At 55.6% G+C, this 14626-nt stretch carries 15 protein-coding genes and 1 tRNA gene; 7 read left to right on the forward strand and 9 right to left on the reverse strand.

From position 1 onward, the window contains the following. Positions 1-207: 207 nt before the first annotated feature. Positions 208-879 (reverse strand): GTP cyclohydrolase II, encoded by a 672-nt coding sequence (gene ribA / locus DUD43_RS12555; protein ID WP_153230554.1) that lies wholly within the window; start codon positions 877-879, stop codon positions 208-210. Positions 880-1189: 310 nt separating this feature from the next. Here ribA and DUD43_RS12560 point away from each other — a divergent pair, with 310 nt between their 5' ends. Continuing rightward, the gene (locus DUD43_RS12560) at positions 1190-1702 is read left to right on the forward strand and encodes a hypothetical protein (protein ID WP_153230555.1); all 513 of its coding nucleotides are present in this window, start codon (positions 1190-1192) and stop codon (positions 1700-1702) included. An 81-nt stretch (positions 1703-1783) separates the two neighbouring features. Further along, complete coding sequence (locus DUD43_RS12565) at positions 1784-2482, forward strand: cytochrome b/b6 domain-containing protein (RefSeq protein ID WP_153230556.1); 699 nt, start codon at positions 1784-1786, stop codon at positions 2480-2482. A gap of 153 nt (positions 2483-2635) precedes the next feature. Here DUD43_RS12565 and DUD43_RS12570 read toward each other — a convergent pair whose 3' ends face one another. Further along, the gene (locus DUD43_RS12570; RefSeq protein WP_153230557.1) at positions 2636-4282 is read right to left on the reverse strand and encodes an ABC1 kinase family protein; all 1647 of its coding nucleotides are present in this window, start codon (positions 4280-4282) and stop codon (positions 2636-2638) included. Between the two features lie 264 nt (positions 4283-4546). On the opposite strand from DUD43_RS12570, the gene DUD43_RS12575 reads away from it, so the two are divergent. Together DUD43_RS12575 and DUD43_RS12580 are read left to right on the forward strand one after the other, a co-directional pair. Beyond that, positions 4547-5398, forward strand: coding sequence for a neutral zinc metallopeptidase (locus tag DUD43_RS12575; protein WP_153230558.1), 852 nt, complete (start codon positions 4547-4549; stop codon positions 5396-5398). A 75-nt stretch (positions 5399-5473) separates the two neighbouring features. Then, a tRNA-Lys gene (locus DUD43_RS12580) sits at positions 5474-5549 on the forward strand. Between the two features lie 176 nt (positions 5550-5725). Here DUD43_RS12580 and DUD43_RS19125 read toward each other — a convergent pair. From DUD43_RS19125 to DUD43_RS12605, 6 genes are all read right to left on the reverse strand, one after another. Continuing rightward, entirely contained in the window at positions 5726-5893 is a 168-nt protein-coding gene (locus tag DUD43_RS19125) for a hypothetical protein (protein ID WP_194273390.1), read from the reverse strand. Positions 5894-6145: 252 nt separating this feature from the next. Beyond that, entirely contained in the window at positions 6146-7492 is a 1347-nt protein-coding gene (locus DUD43_RS12585; protein WP_153230559.1) for an aspartate aminotransferase family protein, read from the reverse strand. A 119-nt stretch (positions 7493-7611) separates the two neighbouring features. Next, on the reverse strand, positions 7612-8571 hold the full coding sequence (locus DUD43_RS12590; protein WP_153230560.1) for a helix-turn-helix domain-containing protein: 960 nt from the start codon (positions 8569-8571) through the stop codon (positions 7612-7614). Between the two features lie 193 nt (positions 8572-8764). Beyond that, positions 8765-10075, reverse strand: coding sequence for an MFS transporter (locus DUD43_RS12595; RefSeq protein ID WP_153230561.1), 1311 nt, complete (start codon positions 10073-10075; stop codon positions 8765-8767). Between the two features lie 36 nt (positions 10076-10111). Beyond that, on the reverse strand, positions 10112-10990 hold the full coding sequence (locus DUD43_RS12600; protein ID WP_153230562.1) for a TauD/TfdA dioxygenase family protein: 879 nt from the start codon (positions 10988-10990) through the stop codon (positions 10112-10114). A gap of 88 nt (positions 10991-11078) precedes the next feature. Then, positions 11079-11555, reverse strand: a complete 477-nt coding sequence (locus DUD43_RS12605; protein WP_052362886.1) for a MarR family winged helix-turn-helix transcriptional regulator — start codon at positions 11553-11555, stop codon at positions 11079-11081. A gap of 166 nt (positions 11556-11721) precedes the next feature. Between DUD43_RS12605 and DUD43_RS19350 the strand changes: the two genes are divergently transcribed. The 3 genes from DUD43_RS19350 to DUD43_RS12615 all read left to right on the forward strand — a co-directional run bounded on the left by DUD43_RS19350 (position 11722) and on the right by DUD43_RS12615 (position 13993). Further along, positions 11722-11844, forward strand: a complete 123-nt coding sequence (locus DUD43_RS19350; protein WP_259672471.1) for a hypothetical protein — start codon at positions 11722-11724, stop codon at positions 11842-11844. Positions 11845-12398: 554 nt separating this feature from the next. Continuing rightward, positions 12399-12737, forward strand: a complete 339-nt coding sequence (gene glnK, locus DUD43_RS12610) for a P-II family nitrogen regulator (protein WP_009456229.1) — start codon at positions 12399-12401, stop codon at positions 12735-12737. A gap of 14 nt (positions 12738-12751) precedes the next feature. Then, complete coding sequence (locus DUD43_RS12615) at positions 12752-13993, forward strand: ammonium transporter (protein WP_153230563.1); 1242 nt, start codon at positions 12752-12754, stop codon at positions 13991-13993. A gap of 119 nt (positions 13994-14112) precedes the next feature. Here the strand turns inward: DUD43_RS12615 and DUD43_RS12620 are convergent, their stop codons facing one another. Further along, complete coding sequence (locus DUD43_RS12620) at positions 14113-14565, reverse strand: c-type cytochrome (RefSeq protein ID WP_083053307.1); 453 nt, start codon at positions 14563-14565, stop codon at positions 14113-14115. Positions 14566-14626 lie beyond the last annotated feature (61 nt).

Consider the following 14626-nt stretch of genomic DNA (forward strand, 5'->3'; position numbering starts at 1 on the left):
GTTCTGCAAGGCCAAGGCATCCGTCGTTTTAATGACCAGGCCGGCCCTATAAAAATAAGCCAGACCCGAATCCCTGTGTGGATTTCGGGTCTGGCTTTATTTTGGGTATCGATAAGACAAAGGGCCAATTCATGGCCCTTTTTTTGATACCGATAAAGCAGGAGCTGAACCGGGACAGAATCAAATCCGGCCCGTGTCCCCTCTTTTTTATTCGTCCGTTTCCAGCCAGTGGCCCAAACGCAGACGCTTGGTATTCAGGTAGCTCTCGTTAAAGGGATTACCTTCAATTTGATGCGGCACACGCTCCACCACATCAATGCCAATTTCCTGCAGGGTTTTTACCTTGCGCGGATTATTGGTCATCAGACGCAGTTTCTGGATACCGACGTGCTCCAGCATATCCTTGCAGATATCGTAGCGACGCATATCGGCAGGAAAGCCCAGCTTCTCGTTGGCTTCCACGGTATCCGCACCCTGATCTTGCAGGTTGTAGGCACGGATTTTGTTCACCAGACCGATACCCCGCCCTTCCTGGCGCAAATACATCAGGGCACCACGGCCTGCCGTGGCAATGCGCTCCAGCGCCAGCTGCAGCTGAGGGCCGCAATCGCAGCGCAGGCTGAACAGGGCATCGCCCGTCAGACACTCGGAGTGGACACGGGCCAGGACAGGCTCGCCGTCGGCTACATCCCCCAGGGTCAACAAGACGTGTTCTTTTTGATTGCTGCGCTCTACGAATACATGGATCTGGAATACGGCCCAGGGTGTGGGCAAACGGCTGGAGCTGACGTAGTCCAATAAAGCGCCGGGTTTGGCCTGCTGGGCAGCAAGCGTAGAGTCCGATTCTGACGCCAGTGCGGCATCCGGGATGGATTGCATAATGAGTCTCTGCTGCAACGAAGAAATGCGGCTTGGCCCCATCCGGGGCAACCCAGCAATGATAGCTCAATTCGGCCTGTTTCTTTACGCCTGGGACAAGATGCTTTTCAGGACTAATTTAGCCAGTCCACCCCTGACACATAGATGAAACATTCATCTTATGTGCCTATCCTTATAGCGAAAAGTTCTGCTATCCGGTATTCTACGCAACAAGAAAATACATAAAATGTTATGAAACTTACAAATACAGATGAACCATGGCGCTTTGTGTTTTTTTACTAGCCCGGATCGTCTCCCAACTTGATTGATCATGCCCGTCCCTAAGGCCTTTATTCGTTATGTTGTGATTGGGCTCTCGCTGGCCCTGCAACCGTTTGTCGCCCATAGCGCGGCAAGCCAGACCTGGCCTCAACCTCCTTCGCAGTTAAGTCTGGACAGCCCCTACGGCACCCTGCAAGTGAGCCAGAGCGATTATGTCTATGAAGCACAATTGCAACTGGACGCACAAATCATCGCGCCAGAGCTCAAGGGGCTGATCAATATTCCCTACGCCTTCAAGCAGCCCAATAATCAGACAGCCCTGATTTCTGTGGACAATGGCCTGGGTGGTTGCTCGATCAATTACCACTGGGTCACGGTGTCCTCCAAGGGCTACACCGTCTCGCCCGCCTTTGGCTCGTGCAGTGCACAAATCCGGGTACGCCATCACGGCCAGACCCTGATTATGGAAACCCCCAGCCTGGATAATCCGGCCCTGATCGACGAGTACCGTTACGACGGTCGCAAAATCAGTTTGCGTAAACGCAAACACAGAGTCCAATAAGGGAAGGAACCTGCATCGGGAAACGGACTCCAAGACAACACCGACTATAATCAGATGTCTACGTCTCTCCGGATTTTCCCTATGCAAGCCTCCTCGACTCGCCCTTTACTCATCTGGGATTTACCCACCCGTTTGTTCCACTGGCTGTTCGTGATCAGCATTGTGGGCTGTTTTGTGACGATCAAGGCAGGCGGTCTGTGGATGGACTGGCACGTACGCTTTGGTCTGCTGGCCTTGGGACTACTGGCCTTTCGCCTGGTCTGGGGCCTGGTCGGCGGTTATTACTCGCGCTTTAGCCACTTCTTTCCCAATCCGGTGAGCAGCCTGCGCTATCTGCGCGACAAACCTGCGGTCTATCCGGGCCACAATCCTATCGGCGCCTGGTCTGTCTGGCTGATGTTGATTGTGTTTGGTTTTCAGGCTGTTTCGGGCCTGTTTGCCAACGACGACATCTTCACCACCGGCCCCCTGGCCTACCTGAGCAGCGACTGGTCCAAAACCCTGACCGGCCTGCACAAGGCCAATGAATGGATCATGCTGGTCATTATCGGCTTGCATATCCTGGCTATTTTCCTGTATCGCGTATTACGTGGTCAGAAATTAACCAGCGTCATGGTCAAGGGCAGCATGCCCGTACCCAGTGAACCTGCCCTGCCAGCCAGTACGGATACCTGGAAAACCCGTTTTCTCGCTCTGATCATTGTGGCGCTGATTGCCTGGGGCGTGTATTGGATGACGGGTCTGGCGCCTGTAGGCGGTGGCATGGACGACTTTATGTAAGCCCGACTTATCCCCAGAAGCTGTGAATAAACCTGGGGATAATGCGGGGACTGTTTGGGCTGAGCCGCATTTTTACTAGCCGTCTTTTAAACTGGACGGTGACTAGCCGCTTGAGCACTCTCTGCACAAAAAGCGACGGCCTCAAGATACTTTTCAGCGCCGTCGCCAAAATCCCCACAAGACCAGAACCAGACCCAGCACGGCGGCTAATAAACCGGCCCAGCTGAAAATAGTCAGGCCCAGCCAAGCGGGGCCACGTGTTACCAGCACTGGTCCCAGAATCAATACAAAAGCTGCCGTCACAATCGCAATCGCCAAACGGGTAGCCGCTTTTTCCAGCGATGAGGCCAGACGTGGCATACCCTCGATTTGAATGCGCGCTGAAATCTTGCCCTGTCGGACTCGATGCATCAGCAAACGCAGCAATTGGGGCGCATCCATCGCCAACTGGCGAGACTCCAGCAGGCTGCGTTGCAAGTCCGCATACACACGGCGAGGTGAATACTGCTTGCGCATCAAGGCCATGATGACGGGCTGTGCAACCTCCACCACATCAAACTGCGGGTCCAGGCGTTTCAATACGCCATCGGCAGTAATAAAAGCCTTGAACAGCAAAGCCAGATCCGGTGGCAGAATCAAATGGTTCTCGCGCGCCAGAGCCATGAAGTCCAGCAAGGCGGCCGAGATGGACAGAAGTCCACTGCTTTGCCGGGCCACATAACGCTGGGCACTTTCTTCCAGACGACCCCAGTCAAAATCTTCCGCACCGGACCAATCCAGCAAGGTGGTGGCCACCCCATCCGCCTGCCCGTCCACAATCGCCCGCAGTAAAACCAGCAATTGCTGACGGCGACGTTCCGTCAAATGGCCCACCAAGCCGAAATCAATAAAGGCGACCTTATTGCCCGGCAAGGCCATCATATTGCCGGGGTGCGGGTCGGCATGAAACAAGCCGTCCTCCAGAACCATATGCAGGAACGCCAACGCGCCACGGCGGGCCAGCAAGGGACGATCCGCTTCAATGGCTTGCAACTGCGCTTCCTGAATGGGCGAGACCCCAGGCACAAACTCCTGCACCATGACGGTCGCGCTGGTCCACTCCATATAGACACGCGGGACCACAATGTCCTTGAAGGGCCGCATGTTCTCACGCACCGCCAGGGTGTTGGCCGCTTCACGCGTAAAGTCCAGCTCATCGGCAATGGCCTCAGCCAGGGCACGCACAATATCGTAGGGGCGATACTCGGGCAGCAAGCCTTGTTGCTGAACCAGACGGGCAATCTGTTTCAGCAAACGCAGATCAGCCTGAATCAGAGGCTCCAGACCGGGGCGCTGCACCTTCACCACCACCTCAGTGCCATCACGCAAACAGGCGCGATACACCTGTGCCATGGATGCCGAGGCCAGCACCTGGATATCAAAACGCGCAAAGGCCTGCTCTACGGTTTGCCCTAAAGCCTGCTCCAGCTCGGGCCGGATCGTTTCCCAGGGCACCGGTGCGGCATGACCTTGCAGCTTCTCCAGCTCCTGCGTCCACTCCAGCGGCAACAAGTCATTGCGTGTGGCCAGAATCTGACCGAGCTTGATAAAGGTGGGGCCCAGTTCTTCCAGAGCACGTCGCAGACGTTCAGGCGCGGAGCGTTCAGGCATTTCTGTCGCCACCGGGGTCTTGTTGCCGGGCAGCAGGTCCGACAAACCCAGGCGATGCATCACATCCCCAATCCCGTATCGAGCAATGACCGCTCCGATGGCACGAACTCGTGCATGGTCGCGCAAGGCCAACAAGGTTCCTCCCAACATACTCGCTCTCCAGTAGGGTACGCCCTGAGAAAAGTAGCATACCGCAGTGTCCGGGTGACTTACTTATCCACTTATCCACATTTTCAGTGGGCAAGCTCGGGGATAGCCTTTGGACAAGTCACATTAAGGCAAGTAATTCAATGACTTGTCATGACGGGGTAATTAAAGCCCCCTTCTCTTTGGCAGATGACAAGAATCGAAAATGCCTCTGCTTTGGCCCGCAAATCAGAGTACATTGACGTTTTCAAATTCAAGGAGAGCGTGATGCGTCTGGATAAGTCTCGCTCCAGCCGTAATGTCGAGGACCGCCGTGCCAATGGGCCACGCCTGAGCGGCGGCAAGATCGGCTTGGGGACAATTGTGCTGGCCCTGGTGGCCATGTACTTTGGGGTGGATCCCAGTGTGGTGCTGAACCTGGCCGATGGCCCCACCAGCGCCCCGCAATCTCAACCTGTTCCGGCCTCGGATGCACAGGGCCAAACCATTGCCAAAATCCTGGGTGAAACCGAGGATGTCTGGCGTGATATTTTTGCCACGCAAACCAATGGCAGCTACCGCGATCCCGTGCTGGTTCTGTATCGTGGCGCCACTCCCACGGCTTGCGGCGCAGGCCAATCAGCCATGGGGCCGTTTTACTGTCCGGCCGATCAAAAGCTTTATATAGACCTGGGCTTTTTTGCCGAGATGGAACGCAGCATGGGCGTCAAAGGCAACTTTGCCCCCGCTTACGTGATTGCGCATGAAGTTGGCCACCACGTTCAGAACCAATTGGGCATGATGCGCCGTGTGGATGAAGCCCGCCGCAGTGGCTCGGCCTCGCAAGCCCGTCAGGCGTCTGTGCGTCTTGAACTGCAAGCTGACTGCTACGCGGGTATCTGGGCCAATCACGCAGATGCACAACGCCAGATTCTGGAGCCGGGCGATATACGCTCTGCACTGGACGCGGCCCAAGCCGTAGGCGATGACACCTTGCAAAAGCAATCCCAGGGCTATGTGGTTCCCGATTCCTTTACCCATGGCAGCTCGCAACAACGCATGGCCTGGTTCATGGAAGGCTATAAAACCGGGCAGCTGAAAATGTGCGATACCTTCACTCGCCCTGATCCAGCATCCTGATAAACGTAAAATTATGTAACCACTGCTTGTGCAGAATAATTTTCGCTCTATAATCTTTTTCTTCGCAGGAAACGGGGGTCGTTAGCTCAGTTGGTAGAGCACTGGACTCTTAATCCATTGGTCGACAGTTCGAGTCTGTCACGACCCACCAAACGCCCTGCGGCTTGTGAGAGTTTTTAAGGTAAATTTCTGCTCCGCAAAATATACCTTGCTCCGCAAAAAGCATTTTAGCCCGCCATAAAGCGGGCTTTTTTGCGTCTGGAAAATGCTTAACGCTTCCAGCATGCACTGTTGAAACCTTGCCAGGCTCCAAACTGCGGCCAGAAATTAACCCGAATGTGCGCGCTTGCCAGGATTTTTCTTGCTGCGGGTATGCGCGCCACGTTCCTGGCTAACTCGTTGGCCGCGGGTTTTCGTGCTAAGGGTCACGCCCTTGGGTGGAGTGGGAGGAGGAGTACGCTTACGGTCGGCCTCGGTCACAATTTTGGTGCTCATGGAAATCTCTCCAGTTTGGTTAAGTTGCGCTTATTTCGCGTTCGTTCGGTTTAATCTTTGCAGCAGGAATCATCACAGATAAGCTGCCACCTGATCTAGCATAGCAGGCATTAGTCAAACCGGCTCGAACGCCCCCAATGGGGCGATGACATACCCCAGGTAGAGGCTCGCTTAGTAAGCGAGCCTCTACCTCCAGCATTACCGCCTTCAGGTGATGGCCTCCTCATCCCGAAAGTCAGCCTGCGCATTCGCTTAGCCTTTACCGTAGATCAGGCTGACCACTTCCTTGCTGGTCTCGATATAGCCCGTCACATCATCATCCGTCATGGGCGAGGTCAAACCGATCTGCCCGCGATGCACCGGGAAGTATCCCCTGGCAGCCATTTCCAGCGCATAGATACCCATGGCGTCATCATCGACCTTATGCCAGTAGTCTCTATGCGTGGTGATGCGTTGACCTTGCGCTTTGGTCAGGGCGTAGCCCATTACTGAAAACCCGCCTATCAAGGTCAGAGGATAGCCCTGCTGATCCGCCCAGGAAGTCAGCTCGTTCTTGATGCGCGCCGCCATGCTGTTCAGGCCTTGAATCGCGGTTTCATCCAGCGCCTGCATGCAGGCAATACCCGCCGCGCAGGCAAGAGGATGCCCATGATGGGTGCCCGACATCATGACCCGATTCTCTTCGACCACACGGAACACTTCCCGGCTTCCGCCGACCGCCCCGATAGGTAGCCCGCCACCGATAATCTTGCCCAGCACGGTCAGGTCCGGCGTCACCTGGTACACGCTTTGCAAGCCACCATAAGCCGCACGCAACGTGACGGTTTCATCAACAATCAACAAGATACCCAGCTCTTTGGTGAGTGCCCGCAACTGCGTGACGAACTGCGGGTCCAGCTCGACGATACCGCCTGCACCGGCCTGCAGCTCCATCAGTACGCAAGACACCTCGTCCGCATTGGCTCTCAGGATACGCTCGCAGGCCTCAAAATCGTTCTGCACCAGGATAAGGACATGCTCGCTTTTGTACGAGGGGATGCCCTGCGAGTCAGGCAAGGGCTTGGGGTTCTGGTCTGGGCCAGGAGAGCCGTCCGGGTCCGGGTGCGCCGAGATCGCCAGATCGTCCGTGAAACCATGATAGCCACCCTCAAATTTGGCAATCTTCTGCTTGCCCGTATAGCCCCTGGCGATACGAACCGCGCCCAGACATGCCTCGCTGGCAGAACAGAAAAACTTGATCTGCTCTATTGAGGCGATGCGCTCACACAGCAACTGGGCCAGATCCAGTTCGACATCAATCGGGTTACCGAACGAAAAGCCATTGGGCAAGGTCTCCTGAATCGCCGCCATGATGGCGGGATGATTATGACCGAGCACATTGGTGGAAAAGTTGTTGTTCAGATCAAGCAGTCTGACGCCGTCTATGGTGTGCAGATATTGGGCTTCGCCCCGTTCAGCAAAGATCGCATGAGGGCCATAGGCGAAGGTGCGGCGACTGAAGCCACCCGGAATGTAATTTGTTCCCTTGGACGTCTCCAGTTTGGAAAGATGAAAAACATCCGAGAATTTCTTCAGTGAAGCGTCGTAAGCCAAGCTCATCCCTGTCTCCTGTTTTATAAGTATGGAGACTAATCTTATCGATGGCTTTGGCACCTATTTGGCCTTTCCGTGCAGGACGGCTTGACTCTGCCTGCACGCAGCGCCAATTGGCAGATGACTCAGGACAACAAGGCCTTTCTGGCCGCCCGGCACTCGCTGGGCGTCATCCCGAAACGTCGCCGGAACGCACGGCTGAAATGCGCGGCGTCGTTGAACCCCCAGGAAAAACCGATATCACTCAAAGAACGGCTGAACATCGCCAGGTTCTCAATATCGGCGCGGCTGCGGTCCAGCCTGGCGTACTGAATGTAGTTCCAGACGGTCTGCTCCTCGTGCTCAAACAGGCTGTGCAAGGTGCGCAGAGAAATTCCCATGGCCTGGGCCGCCATCCCTGGCGTCAGCTCGGGATTGCTCAGATTGTGGGTCAGATAGATCTTGAGACGGGTCAGAGTGGCAGCCCGGCTTTTGGAGAGCACGGCAGGCTCGTCCTGCATCACGCTGGCGAAAGCGGTCAGCAGCAAGTCAAAAAAATGCTCCTGCAATTGACCGGCAAGCAGGCTGTCTTCTTCTGAAGACTGCAACACCAGATTGGCGACGTAGCTGTACAGAAACCGTCCCGCCCCCGCACTTCCTGAAAAGGGGCGTGCCACCAGATGCTCAAGATGTCCACAACGGGCAGTCAGAAAATGGCGCGGGAAATCGACCGATATCTGGCGGGAGTCACCATCGAAACACATCTCGTAGGGACGCGCACTGTCGTACAAGACGATCTCGCCGGGATGCGTCATGGCGCTACGTCCATCCTGCTTGAGCAGCCCTTTGCCTTGCAGTTGGAAGTTGATCTGGACAATGTCCTGCTCGGCACGTTTGATGTGCCGGTCTTCGCGTCGCACCCGGCTGCGCGAGGTAGCAATATCGGAGAACAGCACATCGCCCAGTTTGCGCCAGGCAATACGTCCATAAAAACGGGAAAGGTCCTGCACCTCGACCGAGGTCACCGTGTACAAATCCGAAATGGCGCTTTCCCAATAGCGCTGACGCTCCTGGGGATGAAGAGCATCGGTCCTGATATGCTTCATCGGGGCTCCTTAAGTCAGTCTTGTGACTTGATACAGGAGAAAACACTCCAAGCCCGGAGCGGCTTATGACAGCTCGCTTCCCAAGGCACTGATCTGCTGTTTTCAAGGCTTTTGATCATAGCACTTGCCCTGCTCTTGCACAGACCTGGCGGGCTGACGCTTCTGTGTGCCAAAGCGTCAGCCCGCAACACACTCAGACTGAAGCCGTACCGCCCAATGCACCACCCGCCTTGGCCTGAATTTGCGACAAGGTTCGGGCCGGATCGACCAGAATGAAGCCCAGCACAGCACCCGCCAGCAAGAGCAGCGCCGTCAAGGCAAAGCCTTGGTGAAAGCCGGCAATGCCGGGTTCGGCCTGAATCAAGCGCCCCATCACAATCGGCGCGACCAGACCCGCCGTGGTGGACAAGGAGTTGGTAATGGCCAGGGTAGAACCGCGCTTTTCAACCGGGCTGATCTGAGCCGAAATGGCCGAGCACAAAACAAAGCCCACTTGCGGAAAGCTCAAGCCCAAAGCGATCAGCACAATCCCGGCAGTGGGTCCTGGGTTCAGATAGGCCGCCGCCAGCAGACACAAGGCCCCTGCCAGCAAGAAACCCACCGTGACCTGACTACGTGCCACTCGCGAAGAATAGCCCTGACGCAAAAAGCGATTGGACAGGTAGGAGCCGCCCGAGACGATTGGGATCGCCACAAAGATGCACAGGGAGAATAACCAGCCCGCCTTATCGGACGAAAAGCCCAGACCCCGCTGCAAATAGGCAGGCAACCAGGTAAAGACCAAGGCTGCGCACCAGTACGCAACCCAGTACATCAACAGATTGCCGATAAAGCTGCGATTCAGCAGTACGTGCCGATAGGAACTGCGCGACGAAGTCGTACTCTTGCCCGCCTCCGCCGTGGGGGCTGCAGTGGCACTGATCGGGCCATCCTTACCCAGCACAGCCCACACCACCAGCCACAGCACTCCTGCCGCTGCCGTCACCCAAAACACCGAGCGCCAGCCGTGGCTGATGGCCAGGTACCCAACCAAGGGGCCCGCCAGCAACATCCCCACCTGCCCGCCTTGCATCACGATGGCGGTAGGCCAGGTCCGCTCCTGATCCGGGAACCACTTATAACAAGCGTGCAGGGCCAGGGGATAAGCCGGCCCCTCCCCTATACCCAGCAAAATACGACAGGCCATCAAGGCAGCAATCGTACTGGCACCCATGGCAACCGGCACCTGCGCAATCGACCAGATAATGACCAGCCCCACCAGCAACAAGCGCGATGACACTGTATTGGACATAAAGCCCACCACAATGCCCGAGATCGCAAACAGAAAGAAAAAGCTGCCTGCAATCGTGCCAAACTGCTGCGGGCTGATGGCCAGCTCCTCCATCAGCGGCACGGCGACCAGACCAAAGATCGCCTTGTCCGCGAAGTTGATCACCATGAACAAAAACAACAAGAACACCACGACGTACCGCTGTCCTGGGAAATACTTTTTATGGTTTTCCATGTCTCCCCCCAACTTGTCAAAAATGCAGCGATACGATCAATAAGGACGGTCGCCCACAATGGTGGCTCGGGCCATTTGTCGGGGCAAAGGGAAATAATCCTGAACAGCATAATGCTGAGTCGCCCGGTTATCCCAAAATGCAATGGTGTGAGGCTGCCATTTCAAGCGCACCTGATATTCAGGATGGCGGGCCTGATCCACCAAATATTGCAGCAGGAAATGCGCGCCACTTTGCAGCTCGGGCATGCCACGGAAAAAGCCGGTTTCGATGTAGTTAGCCAGGTGAGTGGTCCAGCTGCTGACATACAAAATCCGCTGGCCGGTTTCCGGATGAGTACGCACCACCGGGTGTGTCTGGGCTGGGAAACGATCTCGCAAAGCCGCCCTGTCCTCCTCGGGGATACGGTCTATGAAGCCGGGCAGTAAATCATGCACCGCTTCCAGCTCGTGCAAAATATCTTTGATATGGGGCGGCAGATTTTCATAGGCCAGTGCCATATTGCACCAGATGGTATCGCCCCCAGCAGGCGGGCATTCAATGCAGCGCAGGATGGAACCCATGGAAGGTTCGGCCCGCCAGCTAACATCGCTGTGATAGATATTCTCACGCCCCGGCTGCGTGTTATTGCCACCCAGCAGCACCAGCTCGGGATAGTCCGGATCGTGCGGGAAAACCGGATGCACTTCCAGTTCCCCAAAACAACGGGCGAAGGCAACGTGCTGTGCCGCGTTCAAAGGCTGATCGCGAAATACCAGCAACTGATGTTTCAACAACAAGGCACGCAGTTCCTGTACCTGCGTTTCCTCCAAGGGCTGAGTCAAATCGACTCCCGCTACCTCTACCCCGATAGCGGGCGACATGATTCTGGTTTCCAAGCGACTGGCTGCGATTGGGCTGTCTACGGCCTGCGTCATGATCATCTCCTGAATATTGTTTTGTTTCAAACGAAACAATATTAGCGTGAGAAGAATCTGGCACAACTCGGTGATTACCCTTGAAACTTCAAATATGTGCGTCGCCGCTGAAATCGCTGCCAAAGCGCTGAACCATGCGGTTCTCCAGGCGCGTCATCATTTCTTTAAAGGAACTGAGCTCTTCCTGGCTAAGCACGGAAGTCAGTTCCTGTTCCAGATCCAGGGCGATCGGCACGATGCGATCATGCACTTGCTGGCCCTGCTCGGTCAGGCACAGCAGATTGCTGCGCATATCGTTTTCATTATCGCGACGAGCAATTAACTGGGCAGCCGTCAAACGGGAAACCGCACGGCTGACCTTGGCCTTATCCATGCTGGTGCGCTCGGTCAAACTGCCCGAGGTCAAGGTGCCGTAGCGACCCAAGGTCGCAATGATGCGCCACTCCGGGATGGATAAACCAAATTGCTGCGCGTGCTGACGCGCGAAGGTCACCGCAATGTGCGAGGCCAGTATCGTGACTTGATACGGGAGAAAATTCTCCAGGTCCAGGGTAGTTTTTTCCAACTCGCTTCCCAAGGCGCTAGTCCGCTGTTTTCAAGGCTTTTGATCATAGCATTGCCCGGCAAACCCCTGCCCCGATTTTGCGGGCCCATCTGCCCGTCATAGTTGTTTACTTTGTCGGTCTGAAAAATCCGATAGGCTAAAAGATCATTCAAATCAGGAGATTGTCATGCTGATTGCTATTGATCCAACTAAAGCCCCCGATACCACGCCACCGGGTAAAACACCGAACCCCGAGCCTGATCCGAAAAAAATTCCGGGCAATGAACCACCCGCCAAACGCAAGAACTGAAGGGCAGCAACGTCAAGCCCCAGCCCGCATGAAATGAAGCCTCTGTATCAGGGCAGCAAGAAAAACAAGCCTGCCCTGCTCGCCCCCTTGCACTCATTTAAAGGGCACTTTTGAAGCGGAAAAATGTTGCAAAGTTAAGACTATTAAAAAAAAATGCGCACTTGTTGCGCTGCAACATATATTATTTTTCCATAGTCGTTGTTCCTGCGGTGGTGAGATGAGCGGAGACAGGCGTCACAGAGCGCTGCTGTTATCTCGCTGCCCACCGACTAGGCAAGACCGGGGTCACGTGCCTAGCTAGCTTACTCGCCTTGCCGGAATTGTGTTGCTCTTCAACCTACAACACAGGTCCGCTTGCCTACCACTTGCGTTCGCGCTGTCGCACACCCTGCTGACAGCCGGAGAGTCGCTCAAACCGGCGCTGCCCGGTTGCACTCAAGCCATCCACCAGGATTACCCATCCCGGTCGGCCCCCTCTCAACCGTCTCCTACCCCTCTCGGTGTTCCTTTGCATCCGCAAGGCCGGCTTGCCTGTGTTTACTTCAGGAACACCTATGAAATTGATTACCGCCATCGTCAAACCCTTCAAGGTTGACGAGATACGCGAGGCCCTTTCCGATCTGGGCATACAGGGGATGACGCTAACCGAGGTCAAGGGATTTGGTCGCCAGAAAGGCCACACCGAGCTTTACCGCGGTGCGGAATATGCGGTCGACTTCCTGCCCAAGATCCGCATTGAACTGGCTATCCCGGACGAGCAGTTGCAAAGCGTTCTGGAGGCCATTCAAAGCAGTGCCCGCACCGGTCGTATTGGTGACGGCAAGATCTTTGTCCAGCCGCTGGACCATGTCATCCGCATCCGCACCGGCGAATGCGATGAGCAAGCCCTGTAATCGGAGACTCCATCATGAACAACGCTGATCTATCGTGGATGCTGGTCTCCACGCTTCTGGTACTGATGATGGCCGCGCCGGGCCTGGCCCTGTTTTATTCGGGAATGGTGCGTCAAAAAAATGCTCTGTCCATGCTGTCCCAGACCTTGCTGGTGTTCAGTCTGGGGGTGGTGCTGTGGTTTATCTATGGCTACTCGCTGGCATTTACCGCTGGCAATCCTTTGATCGGCAGTTTCGACAAGGTCTTGTTCAATGGCATGTTCACCGCCGCCGACCAACAGTTCTCCATGTCGGGCACCCTGCCTGAACTGCTGTTTGCGTCTTTTCAGGCTACCTTTGCCGGTCTGACTTGCGCTCTGGTTGTCGGTAGTCTGGCAGAACGTACTCGCCTGTCGGCCATCCTGGTCTTTACCGTGATCTGGTTCACCCTGGCCTATCTGCCCATTTGCCATATGGTCTGGTTTGCCGATGAACAGCACGGCGGCTTGCTCAACTCCCGTGGCGCGCTGGACTTTGCCGGTGGAACGGTGGTGCACATCAATGCCGGTATTGCGGGTCTGGTCGGCGCCTGGATGATTGGTCCCAGACTGAACTACCGTCGTGAAGCCATGCCACCTCATAACCTGCCCTTGACCTTTATCGGTGCGGCTCTGCTGTGGGTAGGCTGGTTCGGTTTCAACGCAGGCTCGGCTTTGTCTGCCAATGAAAATGCCACGCTGGCGTTCTTCAACACCATGTTGGCCGCTGCCATTGGCGTTGTAGCCTGGACCTTGGGTGAATGGATCAGCAAAGGTCATCCCTCCTTGCTGGGTGCTTGCTCGGGTGCGATTGCAGGTTTGGTCGGCATTACCCCGGCAGCCGGTTTTGTAGCTCCTTCCGGTGCACTGGCCATTGGCCTGATTACTTCCCTGGCTTGCTTGTGGGGCGTTAATGTTCTGAAGCGTTGGTTACGTGCCGACGATACGCTGGACGTTTTTGGCATTCACGGTTTGGGCGGGATTGTGGGCGCGTTGCTCACGGGTCTGTTCAACGCACCTGTTCTGGGTGGTCCCGGTACCGCGGCTGGCAACAGTATCTGGATGCAGCTGTGGATTCAGCTTGAAGGCGTGCTGGTAACGCTGGTCTGGTCTGGTGTGGCTGCGTGGATTGCCTTCACTATTGCCAAAGTCGTCTGCGGTGGTTTACGTGTCGATGCCGAGCATGAGCGCGAAGGTCTGGATATCCGTACCCACGGTGAAACGGGTTATCAACACTGAGATCCCATCATGATTCTTGCCAATCTTGCCTGCAGGCAAACTGCTCCCTTTAAACACAGGCACAGGCCTAAAAGAAAAAGCCCTCTTTCGAGGGCTTTTTTTATAAGCAGACCAGTTGCTTATTTTTCTTTGCGGTAAGCGTCGTGACAGGTCTTACAGGACTTGCCCACGTTACCGAAAGCCACGCGGAAGGCATCAAAGTCACCCGAATCGGAAGCCACTTTCAGCTTGTCGATAGCAGCGGTGAAATCATCGGTGGCTTGTTTGAAACCCTGAGCATCGCTCCAGGCTTCGGCTTTGGTCTCGCCGCCTTCGGTACCAGCGCCAAATGCGCCCCAAGGCAAGGCCGCCAAAACCGTCAACACTTCTACGTTTTTAGCGATAGCAGCCGCATCATACGGTGCTTCTTTTTTGGCAACGGGAGCCATACGACCAAAGTGCGAACCAATCAGCGACATGCTGGCTTGACGGTAGTTCACGGCCTGTTCTGGCTTGGCAAACTGGGCGGTAGCGGGCGTGACGAACGCAGCGCACAGGGCGGCAGCGGCAGTCAGAAACGCGAATTTTTTCATGTGAACTCCTGTGTGATGAAACATAAAACACTTCATAAAGCACTGGCTCAAAAAACCCGAT

The organism is Alcaligenes faecalis (assembly GCF_009497775.1).
Classification (GTDB): Bacteria; Pseudomonadota; Gammaproteobacteria; order Burkholderiales; family Burkholderiaceae_B; genus Alcaligenes; species Alcaligenes faecalis_D.

Excerpts from the sequence above, each read along its gene's own strand:
- DUD43_RS19125 (WP_194273390.1), bottom strand. The coding sequence starts at position 5,893 with ATGAGCACCAAAATTGTGACCGAGGCCGACCGTAAGCGTACTCCTCCT.
- glnK (WP_009456229.1), top strand. The coding sequence starts at position 12,399 with ATGAAATTGATTACCGCCATCGTCAAACCCTTCAAGGTTGACGAGATA.
- DUD43_RS12620 (WP_083053307.1), bottom strand. The coding sequence starts at position 14,565 with ATGAAAAAATTCGCGTTTCTGACTGCCGCTGCCGCCCTGTGCGCTGCG.
- DUD43_RS12615 (WP_153230563.1), top strand. The coding sequence starts at position 12,752 with ATGAACAACGCTGATCTATCGTGGATGCTGGTCTCCACGCTTCTGGTA.
- DUD43_RS12565 (WP_153230556.1), top strand. The coding sequence starts at position 1,784 with ATGCAAGCCTCCTCGACTCGCCCTTTACTCATCTGGGATTTACCCACC.
- DUD43_RS12585 (WP_153230559.1), bottom strand. The coding sequence starts at position 7,492 with ATGAGCTTGGCTTACGACGCTTCACTGAAGAAATTCTCGGATGTTTTT.
- DUD43_RS12575 (WP_153230558.1), top strand. The coding sequence starts at position 4,547 with ATGCGTCTGGATAAGTCTCGCTCCAGCCGTAATGTCGAGGACCGCCGT.
- ribA (WP_153230554.1), bottom strand. The coding sequence starts at position 879 with ATGCAATCCATCCCGGATGCCGCACTGGCGTCAGAATCGGACTCTACG.
- DUD43_RS19350 (WP_259672471.1), top strand. The coding sequence starts at position 11,722 with ATGCTGATTGCTATTGATCCAACTAAAGCCCCCGATACCACGCCACCG.
- DUD43_RS12590 (WP_153230560.1), bottom strand. The coding sequence starts at position 8,571 with ATGAAGCATATCAGGACCGATGCTCTTCATCCCCAGGAGCGTCAGCGC.
- DUD43_RS12560 (WP_153230555.1), top strand. The coding sequence starts at position 1,190 with ATGCCCGTCCCTAAGGCCTTTATTCGTTATGTTGTGATTGGGCTCTCG.
- DUD43_RS12595 (WP_153230561.1), bottom strand. The coding sequence starts at position 10,075 with ATGGAAAACCATAAAAAGTATTTCCCAGGACAGCGGTACGTCGTGGTG.
- DUD43_RS12570 (WP_153230557.1), bottom strand. The coding sequence starts at position 4,282 with ATGTTGGGAGGAACCTTGTTGGCCTTGCGCGACCATGCACGAGTTCGT.
- DUD43_RS12600 (WP_153230562.1), bottom strand. The coding sequence starts at position 10,990 with ATGACGCAGGCCGTAGACAGCCCAATCGCAGCCAGTCGCTTGGAAACC.